General features: G+C 46.3%; 15 protein-coding genes and 1 tRNA gene. All 16 read left to right on the top strand.

Annotation, left to right across the window (positions count from 1 at the left end; genetic code table 11):
- The first annotated feature begins 26 nt into the window (after positions 1-26).
- Positions 27-437 carry an MAPEG family protein gene (locus DRW07_RS15040; protein ID WP_338067772.1) on the top strand — a complete coding sequence of 137 codons (411 nt, stop codon included), beginning with the start codon at positions 27-29 and terminating at the stop codon, positions 435-437.
- 18 nt (positions 438-455) lie between these two features.
- The gene (locus DRW07_RS15035) at positions 456-2,294 is read left to right on the top strand and encodes an ABC transporter ATP-binding protein (protein WP_124028773.1); all 1,839 of its coding nucleotides are present in this window, start codon (positions 456-458) and stop codon (positions 2,292-2,294) included.
- Between the two features lie 161 nt (positions 2,295-2,455).
- Positions 2,456-2,532 (top strand) — tRNA-Trp (locus DRW07_RS15030).
- Between the two features lie 33 nt (positions 2,533-2,565).
- The gene (gene secE, locus DRW07_RS15025; RefSeq protein ID WP_124028772.1) at positions 2,566-2,943 is read left to right on the top strand and encodes a preprotein translocase subunit SecE; all 378 of its coding nucleotides are present in this window, start codon (positions 2,566-2,568) and stop codon (positions 2,941-2,943) included.
- 3 nt (positions 2,944-2,946) lie between these two features.
- A complete protein-coding gene (nusG, locus tag DRW07_RS15020; RefSeq protein ID WP_124028771.1) occupies positions 2,947-3,480 on the top strand; it encodes a transcription termination/antitermination protein NusG in 534 nt (177 codons plus the stop codon).
- Between the two features lie 296 nt (positions 3,481-3,776).
- The gene (locus tag DRW07_RS15015) at positions 3,777-6,329 is read left to right on the top strand and encodes a hybrid sensor histidine kinase/response regulator (RefSeq protein ID WP_124028770.1); all 2,553 of its coding nucleotides are present in this window, start codon (positions 3,777-3,779) and stop codon (positions 6,327-6,329) included.
- A 205-nt stretch (positions 6,330-6,534) separates the two neighbouring features.
- A complete protein-coding gene (gene rplK / locus DRW07_RS15010) occupies positions 6,535-6,963 on the top strand; it encodes a 50S ribosomal protein L11 (protein WP_124028769.1) in 429 nt (142 codons plus the stop codon).
- A 4-nt stretch (positions 6,964-6,967) separates the two neighbouring features.
- A complete protein-coding gene (rplA, locus tag DRW07_RS15005) occupies positions 6,968-7,663 on the top strand; it encodes a 50S ribosomal protein L1 (protein ID WP_124028768.1) in 696 nt (231 codons plus the stop codon).
- A gap of 268 nt (positions 7,664-7,931) precedes the next feature.
- Positions 7,932-8,450, top strand: a complete 519-nt coding sequence (rplJ, locus tag DRW07_RS15000) for a 50S ribosomal protein L10 (protein WP_124028767.1) — start codon at positions 7,932-7,934, stop codon at positions 8,448-8,450.
- A gap of 57 nt (positions 8,451-8,507) precedes the next feature.
- On the top strand, positions 8,508-8,885 hold the full coding sequence (gene rplL, locus DRW07_RS14995) for a 50S ribosomal protein L7/L12 (protein WP_124028766.1): 378 nt from the start codon (positions 8,508-8,510) through the stop codon (positions 8,883-8,885).
- A gap of 282 nt (positions 8,886-9,167) precedes the next feature.
- A complete protein-coding gene (gene rpoB, locus DRW07_RS14990; protein WP_124028765.1) occupies positions 9,168-13,196 on the top strand; it encodes a DNA-directed RNA polymerase subunit beta in 4,029 nt (1,342 codons plus the stop codon).
- Positions 13,197-13,281: 85 nt separating this feature from the next.
- Positions 13,282-17,457, top strand: coding sequence for a DNA-directed RNA polymerase subunit beta' (rpoC, locus tag DRW07_RS14985; RefSeq protein ID WP_124028764.1), 4,176 nt, complete (start codon positions 13,282-13,284; stop codon positions 17,455-17,457).
- Positions 17,458-17,614: 157 nt separating this feature from the next.
- Complete coding sequence (rpsL, locus tag DRW07_RS14980; RefSeq protein ID WP_071980814.1) at positions 17,615-17,989, top strand: 30S ribosomal protein S12; 375 nt, start codon at positions 17,615-17,617, stop codon at positions 17,987-17,989.
- A 77-nt stretch (positions 17,990-18,066) separates the two neighbouring features.
- Positions 18,067-18,537 carry a 30S ribosomal protein S7 gene (rpsG, locus tag DRW07_RS14975; protein WP_124028763.1) on the top strand — a complete coding sequence of 157 codons (471 nt, stop codon included), beginning with the start codon at positions 18,067-18,069 and terminating at the stop codon, positions 18,535-18,537.
- A 30-nt stretch (positions 18,538-18,567) separates the two neighbouring features.
- Positions 18,568-20,670 carry an elongation factor G gene (fusA, locus tag DRW07_RS14970; protein WP_124028762.1) on the top strand — a complete coding sequence of 701 codons (2,103 nt, stop codon included), beginning with the start codon at positions 18,568-18,570 and terminating at the stop codon, positions 20,668-20,670.
- Positions 20,671-20,724: 54 nt separating this feature from the next.
- On the top strand, positions 20,725-20,844 hold a 120-nt coding region (locus tag DRW07_RS14965; protein WP_229531346.1), incomplete at its 3' end, for a GTP-binding protein.

Here is a 20,844-nt window from a genome sequence, read left to right as displayed (position 1 = left end):
TTATCAAATCTAATTGAGGAATTACCATGATGACAGAAACGGGCATTGCTCTACTTGGTTATATTGCATGGACACTGGTCTTGCTTATTGCATTAGCTGTGTATCGAACGAGTTTGGTGCAAAGCAAGCAAAAAAAAGGGTTAAAGTTTGCTGCCGATGGCAGTGATGTGCCGGATTTTGGTTTCAGACTTACCCGTGCACAGGCCAATTGCTCAGAGAGCTTTGCCATTATTGGAGGGGCCTTGCTGTACTCACTTGCAACCGGTTCAACGGCAATAACCGACGCCTTAGCGCTAGTGCTATTGAGTGCCAGGATAGGCCAGTCTATTGTTCACTTGATTTCGATCAGCAACCTAGCGATCCAAATTCGATTTGTATTGTTTTTAATTCAAATAGGTATTGTGATTTTCTGGCTTTACCAATTCTTTATTCACTAGGGATACTTTTCTTGCCACATGTTTACTTTTTTTGAGCGTCTAACTCAGCCTTTCCCGTCGGCAAATCCAGAGCAACCTCCGACGGGGTTATGGGCATTTTGTCGTCATTATTCAAAGGGCATGTGGCCTATCTTACTGACAGTATCGCTGTTGAGTGCAACCATCGCAGTGATGGAAGTCGCTTTATATGGCTTCTTAGGGCAATTGGTTGATTGGTTTGCAACGCAAAATCGAGAGACCCTGTGGCAGGACGAAAAATGGACACTCATAGGCATGGGTGCCATTGCATTGGTTGCCATTCCCGGAGCCGTGTTTCTCCACTCAATGATAAAACATCAGGCGTTAATGGGTAATTATCCCATGGCCATTCGATGGCAAGCACATCGGTACCTGCTAAAACAGTCGTTGTCTTTTTTTCAAAATGAATTTGCCGGCCGGGTGGCCACTAAAGTAATGCAAACGGCGCTTTCAGTGCGCGAAACTGTGATGAAAATGCTTGATCTGGCTGTTTACATTGGTGTGTATTTTGTCAGTGTTATTACTTTGGTTTTTGCTGCTGACTGGCGCTTATCTATTCCTTTGTTTGTGTGGTTGGTGGTCTACGCCAGCATACTGCGCGTTTTGGTTCCGCGCCTGAAAAAAGTATCACAAAAACAGGCTGATGCCCGGTCTCTAATGACGGGAAGGATCGTCGATAGCTATACCAACATGATGACTGTGAAATTGTTTTCGCACAGTAATCGCGAAGCTGAATATGCCAAAGAGAGTATGGACGGTTTCCTAAAGGCGGTTTACCCACAGATGCGTCTAGTCACTGTACTCGAACTGTGTGTAGAAATCGCCAGTGGGCTGCTTATCTTTTCAGTGGCGGCTTTGTCAGTGTTGTTCTGGATACAGGGATCAATAACGCCTGGTGAAATAGCCGTCGCCGTGAGCCTGTGTCTGCGGCTAAATGGTATTTCACATTGGATAATGTGGGAGGTGTCTTCCCTGTTTGAAAACCTAGGTACAGTTCAGGATGGCATCAATACTCTGTCACGCTCTATTGATGTGGTAGACCCTTCGCCAGCTAAAAAACTGAACGTACACGGAGGGGAGATTCATTTTAACGCGATTGAATTTTCCTACCCGGGTAAACATCAGGATATAAACGTTTTTGAAGCACTTAACCTGACCATAGGTGCTGGTGAAAAAGTAGGTATTGTCGGGCGCTCAGGTGCGGGCAAGTCTACATTAGTCAACCTGTTGTTGCGCTTTTATGATTTGAACAGTGGAAGCATAACCATAGATGGACAAAATGTGGCACAAACACCGCAAGAGCTGTTGCGAGAAAAGATCAGTATGGTGACGCAGGATACCTCGCTGATGCACCGCTCGGTAAGAGACAACATCATGTACGGAAAACAGGATGCCACAGAAGAAGAAATGATATGGGCGGCCAAACAGGCAGAGGCGCACGACTTTATACTAACGCTCTCGGATAAGGAGGGTCGCACTGGGTATGACGCGCATGTTGGAGAGCGTGGCGTTAAACTTTCTGGTGGCCAGCGTCAGCGTATTGCGATTGCACGAGTACTGCTAAAAGATGCGCCTATTCTTATTCTAGACGAAGCCACCTCAGCATTGGACTCAGAAGTTGAAGCGGCTATTCAAGCCTGTTTAAACAAAGTGATGGAAAACAAAACGGTTTTGGCAATCGCCCATAGATTGTCCACTATTGCACAAATGGATCGCTTAATTGTTTTGGACAATGGCAAGGTGGTGGAATCTGGAAGTCATCAGGCTCTATTGGCCCAAAATGGCATTTATGCCAAGTTGTGGGCACACCAAACTGGTGGGTTTTTAGGGTTGGAATGACAAGGGCTTGAAAAAGACCCTTGTCACCCAGATATGCTTAAGTATAATACGCGTCCCTTCCTTGCGAATCTGCGCTGACTTTTCCAAAAAGATTGCTAAAAATTCACAAGGGAAGTGTAACTGTTAAACGGTGTGCGGCTGCGAGGCGGCGTACCATCAGCAGGGGTGTAGTTCGAATTGGTAGAACAGCGGTCTCCAAAACCGATGGTTGGGGGTTCGAGTCCCTCCACCCCTGCCAACTTTATAATATCGGGTAAGGCCGGAATTGAGCATGAGTGAAAAGACAGAAAACGCGTCCAATCCTTTGGACACATTAAAGTGGCTAATTGCCATTGCATTATTAGGCGGTTTGGTCACTGCTAATTACCTGTATCAGGAAGTATCAGTGCTCTATCGCGCATTGGCAGCCGTTGCGGTTGTTGTGATTGCCGGATTTATTGCTGCAACGACCGAAAAGGGCAAGCAGTTCCTAACTTTTTCTAAAGAATCCAGAGTAGAAGTGCGTAAAGTAGTTTGGCCAAGCCGACAAGAAGCTACGCAAACTACCTTGATTGTACTGGCGGCGACAGTGATCGTTGGGCTTCTTCTATGGGGGCTGGACGGTATTATCGTACGTGTAGTTGGCTGGGTAACCGGAATAGGAGTGTAATCCATGGCAATGCGTTGGTACGTTGTACAAGCTTTCTCTCAGTATGAATCTCGCGTTAAAAAAACGCTCGAGGAATACATCAAAATGCACAACATGGAAGAGCATTTCGGTCAAATCCTCGTTCCAACCGAAGAAGTGGTCGAGATGCGTGCGGGTCAAAAACGCAAATCAGAGCGCAAGTTTTACCCTGGTTATGTATTGGTTGAAATGGATATGAACGAAGACTCTTGGCACTTGGTAAAAAGTGTACCACGTGTACTTGGCTTCATTGGAGGCACTTCAGACCGTCCAATGCCTATAACTCAGCGCGAAGCCGACGCTATCCTTAACAGACTGGAAGAGTCTGTAGACAAGCCAAAACCAAAAACCTTGTTCGAACCCGGCGAAGTGGTTCGGGTTATCGATGGACCTTTCGCAGACTTCAATGGCGTAGTCGAAGAAGTCGATTACGAAAAAAGCCGCGTGAAGGTTTCAGTTCTTATATTTGGTCGTTCAACTCCTGTTGACCTCGAGTTTGGTCAGGTTGAGAAAGGCTAAGAGTAAAAGCACTTTTGAGAAAGCGACAATGAAAATTGTCGCTTTTTTTTTGCCAGTGCGAGCCAGATAAGAAATTAGAAGAGTTTTAGCTCCTGTTAATAGAAGTTCAGAAGGGAAATCGTCAGGGATTTTATAGTCTCCATCAGCATTTCGAATTATAGATGAAACGCTATGCTTACTTTGGTGTAATGCTCTGAGCTTGCAGTGGCCCATTAATCAGGCCCAATTTAAAAAATGCCTTATTGAATGCTACCCTTTTAACTATTCACTAATGTATTCGTTGGGCGACCGGCACATTGAAAAACTTAAAAGCGCTGTTGTCATTTTTGATTTTGTTTTCTGTTGCGTTGCCCGTGCTGTTATCGACCGTCATCTCTTCTTTTATTATTGAAGGCATTGCTGAGGAACAAATCCATCAACGTTTTATCTCTGAAGTTGGTCATGTCGAGCGGCACGTCACTGCCATTTTTGATCAGGTTGAGGCCAGGGCTAACTTTTTGGCCAACACAAACCTAGTAAAGAATAGCCTCGGGCAGCTTCCTCAATATCAGCAAAAAACCAACATTTCAGCGGAATCCATCGAACTGACAAGCCCGTTACTGCAACAAATTTATCAGCAGTTTCAAAATATTGGCAACAGCATGCCAGATATTGCTTATGTATATTTAGGTGACAGGCGGGGCGGTTACTTGCAGTGGCCAACGGGTTCTCTTCCTGATAACTACGATCCTACAAAGCGGCCATGGTATGTATCTGGACTACAAGGTAAGGGAAACATTGTTCGCCCTCCCGCCTATTACTGGGCGCAAGACGACACCGTAGTTATTTCCACTGTGAGATCATTGACGCTGGAAAACAGCTGGTCGGGTGTATTAGGCGTCGATGTTTCCCTTGCGCAACTAAACGACATTCTTCGAAATATAGATTTACAGTTTGACGAACGTTTTCTGCTAATTGAGAAAGGCGGGAGAATACTTGCCGATACGGGTAATAAAGACTCCTTATTCGGTAACCTTTCCGAGTTCGCCAGCGAGTCTGTGATTGAAAAATTCCGGCGCATGGGGCACACAGAAGAAGCACAAATAACCCTTGATGGTGAGTTGAACTGGGTCTCAAAATTTGAATTCAGTGAGCTGGGTTGGACCTTTTTTGTGTTGGTACCTTTCGATGCATTAGCGCTACAAAGTAGAAAAGTTAACGCATATTCCATGTACATAGCACTGATCTGTGTTGTTATTTTTTGCCTGATTGGTTATGGCATCGCCGCCAAAATCACCAATCTGATCCGAACCCGAGAGCATCAACTTGTCGATGCGAAAAGTCAGGCTGAGCAGGCCGTGGTGGCCAAGTCACAGTTTCTGGCTAACATGAGTCACGAAATCAGAACTCCACTGAACGGTGTGTTGGGCATGACGCAATTGTTAGCTAAAACGTCTATGACTCATGAGCAAAAACAAAAAGTTGATACTATTTTATTGTCCGGTAACCGTTTGATGCACCTTATCAACGAAGTGCTGGACTTATCCAAAGTGGAGGCGAATGAATTAGTTCTCTCCCCTCGCTCGGTTCAGCTTGCGCGACTTCTCAGCAACCTAGTCTTGTCTTTCAAAGCAAGTGCACAGGAAAAACATTTAGACTTAATTCTTCACGCACAAGATTTGGAACACATAGTGGCCGAGCTGGATGATGCCAAACTCGGACAGGTGATCAGTAATTTGTTATCAAATGCAATTAAGTTTACATCCAAAGGCTATGTTTCAGTGAAAGCAACAATTACCGACAATGCGCGGATGCTTAGGGTTGAGGTAAGTGATTCTGGAATTGGGTTGACTGCCGAGCAATGCGACATTATTTTTGATGCGTTTAAGCAAGCCGACAGCTCCACTTCCCGTAAATATGGCGGTACTGGATTGGGACTTGCGTTATCAGCTGCCATCATCGAAATTATGGGAGGGAAGCTTAAAGTGGCATCTGAGCCAGATATCGGTTCAACCTTTTACTTCAGTGTTCCCGTCGACATTCTAGAAAATGAAACGCAGCACGAGCAAACGTACGAGACGCAATGGGCGGGCCTTAAGGTGCTAATTCTTGACGATATAAAACCGAATCTTGATGTTCTGAGTGAAATTCTGGCCAATGTCAATGCCCATGTGGAGTGCTTTATTGAGCCCTTCAAAGCATTAGAACGGATCTGTGCAGGCGAGCACTTCGACGTTGTGATAGTGGATTATATGATGCCAGGTATTGATGGCATAGACTGGATACAAAAGGCTAACCCTGGTCCGAAGACACGCCGTATTCTATTTACCTCGGTTGAAGATGCAAGCACAACCCAAAGGGCTAAGTCGTATTTCCACAAGGTGATTTATAAACCAGCACTAGAGCGTGACATACTGTCATTAATTAATACCGAAACTAAATCCGCCCCAGTTGAGCACTCTGAGTCGCCCACACTCATGCAAGGTAAAATTCTTGTGGTTGAAGACAATGAGATCAACTTTATGATTTTGGACACACTGCTAAAAGGTATGGGCCTTCAAGTCATCTGGGCTGAGGACGGTGAAAAAGGGGTGGAATATTACGAGCAAGACTCTTTTGACGTTATATTTATGGATTGTATGTTACCGGGTATTGATGGTTACCAGGCGACTCAAGCCATAAGGGCTAGCGCTAAGCCTGGATCTACAAGTATCCCAATTATTGCACTTACAGCTGATACGACGGGAGACAATGAAGCGAAGTGCCTGGACGCCGGAATGACGGACTATCTGACTAAGCCTTTCAATGTAGACAAACTACAATCGGTACTGTGCCGTTATTTAAAACCGGCTGAACGAGATGACGCGTAACCATAGGAAAAGAACTCAGCCCTCACCAGTTTCCGAAACTATTAAACCCGTTTCACGCCCAGTGTTCAAAATAATCTCAAAACATGGTTGCACAATATTTGAACCTCAACTATAATTCGCGACCCTTTTAGACCGAACGGGAAGCCGTTTGAGCAAATATTCTCGTATTTGCAAGGCGTTAGACCCATAAAAGAGAGCGAAGACAATGGCTAAAAAAGTAACGGGCTTAATTAAGCTCCAGGTTGCAGCAGGTGCTGCTAACCCTAGTCCACCAGTTGGTCCTGCACTAGGTCAGCACGGTGTGAACATCATGGAATTCTGTAAAGCGTTTAACGCAAAAACAGAAAGTCTCGAAAAAGGTGCTCCGGTACCTGTAGAAATCACGGTATATGAAGACCGTTCTTTCACGTTCGAAACCAAAACGCCTCCTGCGTCTTTCTTGCTTAAGAAAGCAGCAGGCATCAAGAGCGGTTCTGGTCGTCCAAACACTGAGAAAGTGGGTAAAGTAACTCGCGCTCAGCTAGAAGAAATTGCTAAAGCTAAAGAGCCTGACCTAACGGCAGCTGATTTGGACGCGGCAGTACGCACAATCGCGGGTTCTGCTCGCAGCATGGGCTTGAACGTAGAGGACTAATCGCATGGCTAAGTTAACAAAACGCATGCGCACCATCCGTGAGAAGGTTGACGCAACTAAAGAATACGAAATCAATGAAGCGGTTGCTTTGTTGAAAGAACTTGCTACTGCAAAATTCGCTGAAAGCGTAGACGTAGCAGTTAATCTTGGCATCGATGCTAAGAAATCTGACCAAAATGTTCGTGGCGCAACTGTACTGCCTAACGGTACAGGTAAAGACGTTCGCGTTGCCGTTTTCACTCAAGGTGCAAACGCTGATGCGGCGAAAGAAGCGGGTGCTGACATCGTAGGTATGGAAGATTTAGCCGATCAGGTTAAGAAAGGCGAAATGAACTTTGACGTGGTAGTAGCAAGCCCTGACGCGATGCGCGTTGTTGGTCAGCTAGGTCAAATTCTTGGTCCTCGTGGCCTTATGCCTAACCCTAAAACGGGTACTGTTACACCTAACGTTGCTGAAGCAGTTAAAAATGCTAAGGCTGGTCAGGTTCGTTATCGCAACGACAAAAACGGTATCATTCACGCAAGCATTGGTAAAATTGCTTTTGAAGCAAACCAAATTCAAGAAAACCTTGAAGCTTTGCTTGAAGCCTTGAAGAAAGCCAAGCCTTCTTCAGCTAAGGGTACATATATTCAAAAAGTTAGCTTGAGTACCACTATGGGCGCAGGCGTGACTTTGGACAAGGGGTCAGTTGGTCTATAAGACTGGCCTTTGAAAAATGTGGGTTGGAGCTAAGAGGATTGCCTTTGTGGCATGAAACTAAGCTCCCGTCCAAGACCGCAGGTGCAGTGTCCCCCTACTCTGGGTGAGGTGCCGCTTAATGTAACAGCCTGCGCAGACGGTGATTTCATACTCAGACCTTCTGGGAAAAGAACACCGTAGAGCGGTGTAAAACAGTTGTTTTACATCAATCTGTGAACCCTGACTTCACAGTGAGTTTGTGTATGTCAGATAAAAAGAGGTGAACTCAGTGGCACTAGGCTTAGCAGCAAAAAAAGAGATCGTAGCAGAGGTTAGCGATGTTGCATCTCGAGCTCTATCCGTTGCCGTCGCTGAATACCGTGGGATGGAAGTTGCAGAACTGACTGACCTACGCGTTAAAGCACGTGAGCAAGGCGTATATCTACGCGTTGTTCGTAATACGCTTGCAAAACGCGCGTTGGCAGACAGTAAGTTTGCAGACCTTGATAGCGCCTTAACCGGTCCGCTTATCTATGGTTTCTCTATCGATGCACCAGGCGGTGCAGCACGTCTTTTCAAAGACTTTTCGAAAGAGAATGACAAGCTAAAAGTAACTGCGCTTTCAATTGGTAGCGGTCTATTGGGTCCAGAAAAGTTGGACGCAGTGGCTTCACTACCGACTCGCGACGAAGCACTTGCAAAACTACTTGCAACCTTCAAAGCACCGGTTGGCAAATTCGTTCAAACAATCAACGAAGTGCCTACCAAATTTGTGCGTGTATTGGCGGCGATCAAAGACGAAAAATAATTTTCGTTTTTGGCAAATTGAATTTTTTAACTTATTAAACCCAGGAGTTTAGAGAAAATGGCTCTAACTAAAGAAGATATCTTGAACGCGATTGCTGAAATGCCAGTTATGGAATTGGTTGAGCTAATCGAAGCAGCTGAAGAGAAGTTCGGCGTTGAAGCAACTGCTGCTGTTGCAGTAGCTGCAGGTCCTGCTGCCGGTGGCGAAGCTGCTGCTGCAGAACAAACTGAATTCGACGTTGTTATGACTTCATTCGGTGGAAACAAAGTTGCGGTTATCAAAGCAGTTCGTGGCGCAACTGGCCTAGGCCTTAAAGAAGCTAAAGAAGTAGTTGAGTCTGCTCCTAAAGCAATCAAAGAAGGCGTAAGCAAAGAAGAAGCAGAAGAGCTTAAAGCAGCACTTGAAGAAGCAGGTGCTGAAGTAGAGCTTAAGTAATCTGACGTTGTCAGTTTACTTGCCTTAATTGGCATAGGCTGGTGGTTTTTTGAACCACCAGCCTTTTTGCGCTGTAGCGTTATTGAGTTTTTTATCCCTTCTCATAACGCAACATAAGCGCAAATCGGACAAATTTCCGGCAACTTATGCGTGGTCTTGGCTACCAACTGAAGCATAAAGTGTTGTATGCTGGTGAAATTGCCCGAAAAAGGGTGAAGGAAGTTTGTTACTTGTTCAGTTCAAGTAACAGGTTGGGTCTAAAATCAGCAGGCTGAGGAACCCATGGTTTACTCTTATAGCGAAAAGAAACGTATCCGTAAGGATTTTGGCAAACGCCCACAGGTACTGGAAATACCATACCTCCTTTCAATTCAGCTAGATTCATTTAAAAAGTTTATCGATATCGATGTCGACGGCCAATATGGGCTTGAAGCGGCATTTCGTTCGGTTTTTCCTATCAAAAGTTACTCAGGCAATAGTGAGCTTCAATTTGTAAGCTATCGCTTGGGCGAACCTGTTTTTGACGTAAAAGAATGTCAAATTCGGGGCGTCACCTATTCTGCGCCGTTAAGAGTAAAACTGCGTTTGGTGTTGTTTGATAAAGAAGCAGCACCAGGTACGGTAAAAGATATTAAAGAGCAAGAAGTCTACATGGGTGAAATACCCCTTATGACTGAGAACGGTACCTTTGTAATTAATGGTACTGAACGTGTAATCGTTTCTCAGCTTCACCGTTCACCGGGTGTATTCTTCGACCACGATAAGGGTAAAACACACTCTTCTGGCAAGGTGTTGTACAACGCACGCGTTATTCCATACCGTGGCTCTTGGTTAGATTTTGAATTCGACCCGAAAGACAATTTATTTGTTCGTATAGATCGTCGTCGTAAGCTTCCTGCGTCAATTATTTTACGCGCGCTGGAAATGTCTACCGAAGAGATATTGGACGAGTTTTTTGACTCCGTATCTGTCCGCATAGACGACGACAAATTAAAAATGGAAGTCGTTCCAGACCGTTTACGCGGTGAGACTGCGCAGTTCGACATCATTGATGGCGACGGTAATGTGTTGGTTGAAACCGGCCGCCGTATTTCGGCACGTCACACACGAGCACTTGAAAAAGCGGGTATTACTGAGCTGGAAGTACCGGCTGAATACCTTGTGGGCCGTGTTTATGCCGCGACTTACGCAGACGAAGAGTCTGGTGAGGTGGTCATTAATGCCAATGATGAAGTGACATTAGAGAACCTGCTTAAATTGAGCGATGCAGGGGTAACGTCTTTTGACACGTTATACATCAATGAGCTGGATCACGGTGCTTACATGTCAGATACCCTACGTATCGATGGCACCAGTAACCGCTTGGAAGCGCTGGTAGAAATTTATCGCATGATGCGTCCGGGTGAGCCACCTACTAAAGACGCAGCCGAAACCCTGTTTGACAATCTATTCTTCTCTGAAGACCGCTATGACCTATCTTCTGTTGGTCGTATGAAGTTCAATCGCCGTCTTGGCCGAGAGGAATTGACGGGCGAAGGAACTTTGGATAAGGCCGACATCATTGCGGTGATGAAGCAACTTATCCAAATCCGTGACGGTAAAGATGAAGTAGATGATATTGATCACCTAGGTAACCGTCGTATCCGTTCAGTGGGCGAAATGGCAGAGAATCAGTTCCGTGTAGGTTTGGTTCGTGTTGAGCGTGCAGTAAAAGAGCGTTTGAGCTTGGGCGACCTAGACAACGTGATGCCTCAAGATCTTATCAACGCTAAGCCTATTTCTGCGGCGGTTAAAGAGTTCTTTGGTTCAAGCCAGTTGTCTCAGTTCATGGACCAAAACAACCCGCTTTCAGAAGTGACGCACAAGCGCCGTATTTCCGCTTTGGGGCCGGGTGGTCTGACGCGTGAACGTGCAGGTTTTGAAGTACGTGACGTACATCCAACCCACTACGGTCGTGTGTGTCCAATCGAAACGCCTGAAGGACCAAACATCGGTCTAATCAACTCGCTATCAAGCTTTGCGCGTACCAATGATTTTGGTTTCCTAGAAACGCCTTACCGTCGCGTAGACAATGGCGTGGTTACTGATGAAATTGATTATTTGTCAGCTATCGAAGAAGGGCAGTTTGCAATAGCACAGGCCAACGTTGCGCTAACTGACAACGGTGAATTGGAAGAAGACCTTATCCCTTGCCGTTATCGCGGTGAGACTACTTTGATGCAAAAAGATGACATCAAGTATATGGACGTATCACCGCAGCAGATCGTTTCTATTGCCGCTAGCATTATCCCGTTCCTTGAACACGATGATGCTAACCGTGCATTGATGGGATCAAACATGCAACGTCAGGCTGTTCCTACATTGCGTGCCGACAAGCCGCTGGTAGGTACAGGTATGGAGAAAACCGTTGCGGTTGACTCCGGTGTAACCGTTGTTGCTAAGCGTGGTGGTGTTATCGATTACGTTGACGCCAGCCGTATTGTTGTGAAGGTAAACGAAGAAGAGATGCTAGCTGGTGAAGCGGGTATCGACATCTATAACCTTACCAAATATACGCGTTCCAATCAGAACACCTGTATCAACCAACGTCCTACTTGTAACGTTGGCGATCCAGTTGTCGTGGGCGATGTGTTGGCAGACGGTCCGTCTACTGACTTGGGTGAGTTAGCCCTTGGTCAGAACATGCGTATCGCCTTCATGCCTTGGAACGGTTATAACTTTGAAGATTCAATCCTTATTTCTGAGCGCGTAGCGCAAGAAGATCGCTTTACAACGATCCATATTCAGGAACTAAGCTGTATTGCGCGTGATACTAAACTTGGGCCAGAAGAAATCAGCTCTGATATCCCTAACGTAGGTGAATCTGCGCTAGGTAAGCTCGACGAGTCAGGTGTTGTATATATTGGTGCTGAAGTGAAAGGCGGCGATATCTTAGTGGGTAAAGTGACACCTAAAGGCGAAACTCAGCTCACACCTGAAGAAAAGCTATTAAGAGCCATCTTTGGTGAGAAAGCGTCTGATGTTAAAGACACCTCACTACGTGTTCCAAACAGTGTTCACGGCACAGTAATCGATGTACAAGTCTTTACTCGTGACGGTGTTGAAAAAGACAAGCGTGCGCTAGAGATTGAAGACATGCAGCTTCGTCAGGTCAAGAAAGACTTGGGCGACGAGTTTTCAATTCTTGCAGACGGTATCTTTGCTCGTGCCGAGAATCTATTGATTCAAGGCGGTGTAGACCAGGCCAAACTGGAAAGCATGCCGCGTGAAAAATGGTTCGACATCACGTTGAAAGATCAGGATGCACAAGACGCACTTGATCAAATTGCTGAACAGCATGCTGAAATCAAAGCTGACTTTGATAAGAAGTATGAGATTAAGCGCCGTAAGATCACGCAAGGCGATGACCTGCAGCCTGGTGTACTCAAGATCGTTAAAGTATACCTTGCAGTGAAGCGTCACATTCAGCCTGGTGACAAGATGGCCGGTCGTCATGGTAACAAAGGTGTTATTTCTACCATTGTCCCTGTTGAAGACATGCCACACGACGAGAATGGTACCCCGGTTGATATCGTGCTCAACCCATTGGGTGTACCGTCGCGTATGAACATTGGTCAGATTCTTGAAACTCACTTAGGTATGGCTGCCCATGGTATTGGTGCAAAAATCGATGCCATGATCAAAGAACAGCAAGAGATCGCTAAGATGCGTGACTTCCTCAAAGAAGTATATGCATTGGGCAACGTGCGTCAGGAGGTCGATATTGACAGCTTCACTGATGGCGAAGTCGAGCGTCTTGCACAGCACCTGCGCAAAGGTCTTCCAGTTGCTACGCCAGTATTTGATGGCGCAACTGAACAAGAAATCAAAGCGCTGCTTAAGTTAGGTGACATTCCTGAAAGCGGCCAGATTACCTTGTTTGACGGTCGTACAGGCAATGCGTTTGAACGTCCAGTAACCGTGGGTTACATGTACATGTTGAAACTCAATCACTTGGTTGATGACAAGATGCACGCGCGTTCTACCGGTTCTTACAGCTTGGTTACTCAGCAACCGTTGGGCGGTAAAGCTCAGTTTGGTGGTCAGCGCTTCGGTGAGATGGAAGTGTGGGCACTTGAAGCATACGGTGCTGCTTATACCCTACAAGAAATGTTGACCGTTAAGTCTGATGACGTTAACGGCCGTACTAAGATGTATAAAAACATCGTTGACGGCGACCACAGAATGGAGCCAGGCATGCCTGAATCATTCAACGTATTGTTGAAGGAAATCCGTTCATTGGGTATCAACATCGAGCTAGAAGAAAACTAAGCCGACGCTGAAAATTGTTAGGATGGCCCGGCATTAGTTGGATTAATGCCGGGCTGTGAGAAACTGACTCCGCTGGGAGAAAAATGTGAAAGACTTACTCAAGTTTCTAAAGCAACAAAACAAGACTGAAGAGTTCGACAATATTCGAATCGGTCTTGCATCACCTGATATGATCCGTTCATGGTCATACGGTGAGGTGAAAAAGCCTGAAACGATTAATTACCGTACGTTCAAGCCAGAACGCGACGGGTTGTTCTGTGCCCGTATCTTCGGACCAGTAAAAGACTACGAGTGTTTGTGCGGTAAGTACAAGCGACTTAAGCACCGTGGTGTTATCTGTGAGAAATGTGGTGTAGAAGTTACGTTGACGAAAGTGCGTCGTGAGCGCATGGGTCACATTGAACTGGCTAGCCCAGTTGCACACATCTGGTTCCTCAAATCACTACCGTCTCGTATTGGTTTGATGCTTGATATGACATTGCGCGATATTGAACGCGTGCTGTATTTCGAAAGCTACGTAGTGACTGAGCCTGGCATGACTACGCTTGAGCGCAGCCAACTTCTTTCTGAAGAAGAGTATTTGGATTCTTTAGAAGAGCACGGCGATGAGTTCGACGCTAAAATGGGTGCAGAAGCCGTATTTGAATTGCTCAAGCATCTTGATGTTGACGCTGACGTTGCTGAAATGCGCGAAGAATTGCCAAGCATCAACTCTGAAACTAAACGCAAGAAAATCACTAAGCGCTTGAAGTTATTAGAGTCTTTCCAACAATCTGGCAACAAGCCAGAGTGGATGATCATGACAGTACTGCCTGTATTGCCACCTGATCTTCGTCCGTTGGTACCGCTTGATGGCGGCCGTTTTGCAACGTCTGACCTGAACGACTTATACCGTCGTGTTATTAACCGTAACAACCGCCTTAAGCGTCTTCTAGACCTTGCAGCGCCTGACATCATCGTACGCAACGAAAAGCGTATGTTACAGGAAGCGGTAGATGCGTTATTGGATAACGGTCGTCGCGGTCGTGCCATTACTGGCTCTAACAAGCGTCCTCTTAAATCTTTGGCCGATATGATCAAAGGTAAACAAGGTCGTTTCCGTCAGAACTTGCTTGGTAAGCGTGTAGATTACTCAGGTCGTTCTGTAATCACCGTTGGTCCTACTTTGCGTCTTCACCAGTGTGGTCTTCCTAAGAAGATGGCATTGGAATTGTTCAAGCCTTTCATTTACGGCAAATTAGAAGGCCGTGGATTAGCAACAACAATCAAGGCTGCTAAGAAGTTAGTAGAGCGCGAAGCCCCAGAGGTATGGGACGTCCTGGATGACGTTATCCGCGAACACCCTGTATTGCTTAACCGTGCGCCAACGCTTCACCGCCTTGGTATACAGGCATTTGAGCCAACCCTAATTGAAGGTAAGGCCATTCAGCTACACCCATTGGTATGTGCGGCGTACAACGCTGACTTCGACGGTGACCAAATGGCCGTGCACGTACCTTTGACCATCGAAGCACAGCTAGAAGCTCGTGCCCTGATGATGTCTACCAATAATATTCTTTCACCAGCCAACGGTGAGCCGATTATCGTACCTTCACAAGACGTTGTATTGGGCTTGTACTACCTGACACGCGATAAGGTAAACGGCAAAGGCGAAGGCATGGTGTTTACCAGCCCGCACGAAGCGGAAAAAGCATACCGTACTGGTAATGCTGAATTGCATTCACGCGTGAAGGTTCGTATCACAGAATACGATGTTGCTGAAGACGGTTCAAAGGTAGAAAAGATTACCCTAACTGATACCACAGTAGGTCGAGCAATATTCTCACTGATATTGCCACAAGGTTTGCCATTTGAAATCATCAACCAAGCAATGGGCAAAAAGCAGATTTCAAAACTGTTGAATGCTTGTTACCGTACACTTGGACTGAAAGACACCGTTATTGCTGCTGACCAAATTATGTATACCGGTTTCCACTACGCGATGATCGCGGGTGCGTCTGTTGGTATTGATGATATGGTTATCCCGGAAGCGAAAAAGGACATTATCGACGCTGCTGAAGCCGAAGTTGTTGAGATTCAGGAACAGTTCCAAAACGGTCTTGTTACCGCTGGTGAGCGCTACAACAAAGTTATCGATATCTGGTCAAATGCTAACGAAAAAGTCGCTAAGGCCATGATGGATAACCTGAAGACTGAAACCGTTATTAATCGTGATGGCGAAGAGGAAGAACAGCAGTCGTTCAACTCTGTCTTCATGATGGCTGACTCCGGTGCTCGTGGTAGTGCTGCTCAGATTCGTCAGTTAGCGGGTATGCGTGGCCTAATGGCTAAACCAGATGGCTCAATCATCGAAACGCCTATTACGGCTAACTTCCGTGAAGGTCTAAACGTACTTCAGTACTTTATCTCTACGCACGGTGCGCGTAAAGGTTTGGCCGATACGGCACTGAAGACGGCTAACTCTGGATACCTAACGCGTCGTTTGGTAGACGTTGCACAAGACTTGGTAATTACCCAAGAAGACTGTGGTACTTACGAAGGTGTGACCATGTCACCTCTCATCGAAGGTGGAGACGTTGTTGAACCATTGCGCGAACGCGTACTTGGACGTGTTGTAGCGGAAGACGTTGTTAAGCCTGGTACTGACGAAGTTCTGGTTGAGCGTAACGTAATGCTAGACGAGCAGCTGGTAGACATGCTTGAAGCCAATTCAGTTGATCAGGTTAAAGTACGTTCCGTTATTACCTGTGACAATGACTTTGGTGTATGTGCTAAGTGTTACGGTCGTGACCTTGCACGTGGACATATGGTCGGCCACGGTGAATCTGTAGGTGTTATTGCTGCTCAGTCAATCGGTGAGCCGGGTACACAGCTTACCATGCGTACCTTCCACATTGGTGGTGCGGCATCAAGAGCGTCTGCTGAAAACAGTGTGCAGGTTAAGAGCGACGGTAGCCTTAAGATGCACAACGCTAAGTTTGTCCGTAACTCAGACAACAAAGTGGTGATTGTTTCTCGTTCAACTGAGCTAACTATCATTGACGACCATGGTCGTGAGAAAGAGCGTTATAAGGTGCCTTACGGCGCTATTTTGACCACTGATGACGGTGCAGCCGTAGCAGCGGGCGAGATTGTGGCTAACTGGGATCCGCACAGTCACCCCATCGTACTTGAGCGTGATTCAAAAATCAGTTTTGCTGACATTGATGACAGCAACACGGAAATGCAGCAGGACGAGCTCACGGGCCTAACACGTATTGTGGTTAAAGACCTTACGAAAGTGAATGCTAAAGAGCCTAAACTTATCCTCGACAGTGACGAAGTGGGCTTGCAGGAAATACGCCTACCTAGCTTCACGACTATCGAGGCCAGTGACGGTAAGGTAGCAAATACGGGTGACGTGTTAGCGCGTATTCCTCAGGAAAGCTCAAAAACACGTGATATTACCGGTGGTCTACCAAGGGTTGCGGACTTGTTTGAAGCGCGTAAGCCTAAAGAGCCTGCCATTCTTGCTGAAATCAGCGGTAGTATTGGTTTCGGTAAAGAAACAAAAGGTAAGAAGCGTCTTGTTATAACACCGAAAGACGGCGATCCATATGAGGAGATGATTCCTAAGTGGCGTCAGCTTAACGTGTTTGAAGGTGAGTCTGTAGAAAAAGGCGAAGTTATTGCTGATGGCCCAGAGTCACCGCATGATATCTTGCGCCTACGTGGTATTAGTGCTGTCGCAAACTACATCGTTAACGAAGTACAAGAAGTTTACCGCCTGCAGGGTGTAAAAATTAACGATAAGCATATTGAAGTTGTTATTCGTCAAATGCTTCGTAAGTGCCTTATCACAGCGCCAGGCGACAGCCAGTTCCTTGAAGGAGAGCAGGTTGAAGTGTCAGCTGTGAAGATTGCCAACCGTGAACTTGAGCGTCAGGGCAAATTGCCAGCGCTTTATGAAACACAATTGCTTGGTATCACTAAGGCATCACTGTCTACTGAATCGTTCATTTCAGCGGCGTCGTTCCAGGAAACTACGCGCGTATTGACCGAAGCAGCAGTGCAGGGCAAAGAAGACGATCTGCGTGGTCTTAAAGAAAACGTTATTGTTGGACGCTTGATCCCAGCAGGGACTGGATTTGCTTATCACCAAAAACGTGCTCAACAGCGCGCAGCCGATATCGAAGAGCTAACGGTATCAGCAAGCGAAGCTGAACAGGCATTGACTGAAGCATTAAATGCTGAGGTAGAACAAGGCAGCGACAGCGAATAATTTCTGTACAGTCCGCTGTAAGTCTTGACAGGGCGGTAGTTGATCTTTAATATTCCGCGACCCAATTTTGGGTGCGGTATTGACGAGCATCACTACCGCCTTATGAATATGACCCGACATAGTCGGGTTTTTGTAGTTTTTAATCAGGAGCTAGTTAATGGCAACAGTTAACCAGTTAGTGCGCAAGCCGCGTAGAAAGCCCGTTGAAAAAAGCAACGTTGCTGCTCTACAAGCTTGTCCACAACGTCGTGGTGTTTGTACCCGTGTGTACACCACTACGCCAAAGAAACCAAACTCTGCACTGCGTAAAGTTTGTCGTGTGCGTTTGACCAACGGTTTTGAAGTTTCTTCATACATCGGCGGTGAAGGCCACAACCTACAAGAGCACAGTGTTGTACTAATCCGTGGTGGTCGTGTTAAAGACCTTCCAGGTGTACGTTATCACACTGTTCGCGGCACGCTTGACTGCGCTGGCGTAAACGATCGTAAGCAAGCCCGTTCTAAGTACGGCGCGAAGCGGCCCAAGTCTTAACGGTACTCCGTTAGTAAGGCCAAACTGAAGTAATTATTGTTTTGGGTTATACCTGAAATTCTACGGAGATTAGAGAAATGCCTAGAAGACGAGTCGTAGGTCAACGTAAGATCCTACCAGACCCTAAATTTAAGTCGCAATTGCTGGCTAAATTCATGAATGTCGTTATGTTAGACGGCAAAAAATCAACTGCTGAGAAAATCGTATACGGCGCGCTTGATATTGTTGCTGAAAAAACTGGCAAAGAGCATCTAAACGTATTTGAAGACGCATTGGACAACATCCGCCCAACAGTCGAGGTTAAGTCTCGTCGTGTTGGTGGTTCTACTTATCAGGTTCCTGTTGAAGTACGTCCAGTTCGTCGTAACGCGTTAGGTATGCGCTGGCTAGTAGAAGCCGCTCGTAAACGTGGTGAAAAATCCATGGCTCAGCGTCTTGCTGCAGAAATGCTCGATGCAGCTGACAACAAAGGCTCTGCGGTTAAGAAGCGTGAAGACGTTCACCGTATGGCTGAAGCAAACAAAGCGTTTGCTCATTACCGTTGGTAATCCAAGGTTAATAAGGACTGAGAAATACAAATGCCCCGTCAAACCCCGATTGAACGATATCGTAATATTGGCATTGTGGCGCACGTGGATGCGGGTAAAACCACTACCACCGAGCGCGTTCTGTTTTACACAGGTCTGTCTCACAAGATAGGCGAGGTCCATGATGGCGCTGCTACTATGGACTGGATGGAGCAGGAACAAGAGCGGGGCATTACGATCACCTCTGCTGCAACAACTTGCTTTTGGCAAGGGATGGAGCAGCAGTTTGATCAGCACCGTATTAATATAATTGATACGCCTGGACACGTTGACTTTACCATTGAAGTAGAGCGCTCACTGCGCGTACTTGATGGTGCTGTGGTTGTGTTTTGCGGGTCATCTGGTGTTGAACCTCAGTCTGAAACCGTTTGGCGTCAAGCTGACAAGTATTCTGTACCTCGCATGGTATTCGTTAACAAAATGGATCGTGCGGGTGCAGACTTTGACCGTGTTGTTAATCAAATCCGAGATCGTTTGGGTGCAACATGTGTCCCTATTCAATTAAACATTGGTGCCGAAGAAGAGTTCAGTGGCGTCATTGATTTGATCAAAATGAAAGCCATTAACTGGAATGCTGCCGATCAGGGTATGACATTTACCTATGAAGACATACCGGCTGCGTTAATGGACAAAGCAGAGCAATACCGCAATGAATTAGTTGAAGCCGCCGCTGAAGCTAATGAAGCCTTGATGGACGCTTATCTAGAAGAAGGTGAGCTCAGTGAATCCCAAATCATCGAGGGCCTTCGTACACGTACCCTAAATAACGAAATCGTGCTTGCTACTTGTGGTAGTGCATTTAAAAACAAGGGTGTACAAGCGGTATTGGATGCAGTAATACAATTTTTACCGTCTCCCACGGATATTCCTGCAATTAAGGGCGTGTTAGACGATAAAAATGAAACAGAATCAGAGCGTCATGCAGATGACAATGAACCGTTTTCTGCGTTGGCGTTTAAAATTGCTACCGATCCCTTTGTCGGCACGCTGACTTTTTTCCGTTGTTACTCGGGTGTCGTTAAAACAGGCGATACTGTCTACAATCCTGTTAAAGGCAAGCGTGAACGTTTCGGCCGTATTGTGCAAATGCACTCAAAAGACCGTGAAGAGCTGAAAGAAGTCCGTGCGGGAGATATAGCTGCTGCTATTGGACTTAAGGACGTCACCACCGGTGATACGCTTTGTGACCCAAACAGTGTCATCACATTAGAGCGGATGGAGTTCCCGGAACCCGTGATTTCCATCGCCGTTGAACCAAGGTCGCAAGCTGATCAGGAAAAAATGGGCCTAGCACTAGGTAAGCTGGCAGCAGAAGACCCGTCCTTCCGAGTGAAAACAGACGAAGAGAGCGGCCAGACCATAATTTCAGGCATGGGCGAGTTGCACCTCGACATTATTGTCGACCGCATGAAGCGAGAATTTAAAGTAGAGTGTAACGTGGGCAAGCCTCAGGTTGCCTATCGTGAGACCTTGCGTTCCGCAGTAGAAGTAGAAGGTAAGTTTGTTCGCCAGTCTGGTGGACGTGGCCAGTTTGGTCATGTATGGCTCAAAATTGAGCCACAGGAAGAAGGCAAAGGATATGAATTCGTCAATGAAATTGTTGGCGGAGTAGTGCCAAGAGAGTACATTCCAGCTGTAGACAAAGGCATCCAAGAGCAAATGCAAAATGGTGTCTTGGCGGGCTATCCCGTTCTGGATGTAAAGGTTACTTTGTTTGATGGTTCATATCATGATGTTGACTCTTCTGAAATGGCGTTTAAGATCGCCGGTTCTATGGGGTTCAAAAAGGGAGCTTCTGAAGCTAACCCAGTGTTACTTGAACCTACAATGAAAGTAGAGGTCACTACACCAGAAGATTGGATGGGTGACGTGGTTGGCGACTTGAATCGTCGTCGCGGCATCATCGAAGGAATGGAAGAAGGGGTCGCTGGCATTAAGATAGTACGTGCCAAGGTACCACTGTCTGAAATGTTCGGATATGCGACGGACCTGCGTTCACAGACGCAAGGCAGAGCGTCCTATTCGATGGAGTTTTTCAATTATTCTGAAGCACCAAACAATGTGGCTCGGGCAATAATTGATTCAAGAATGTAAAAGGTTCGGTCCGGTCTATTTTGGGTCGGACTTTTAACTTAGGAAACGAGAGCAATGGCAAAAGAAAAGTTTGAACGTACGAAACCGCACGTCAACGTTGGTACAATCGGTCACGTTGACCACGGTAAAACTACACTAACTGCAGCAATCACTACAGTACTTGCAAAGACTTAC

Source organism: Paralteromonas sediminis (assembly GCF_003820355.1).
Lineage (GTDB): Bacteria > Pseudomonadota > Gammaproteobacteria > Enterobacterales > Alteromonadaceae > Alteromonas_F > Alteromonas_F sediminis.
Note: the sequence above shows the minus strand (reverse complement) of the source record. Positions and strands in the feature narration are given on the sequence as shown.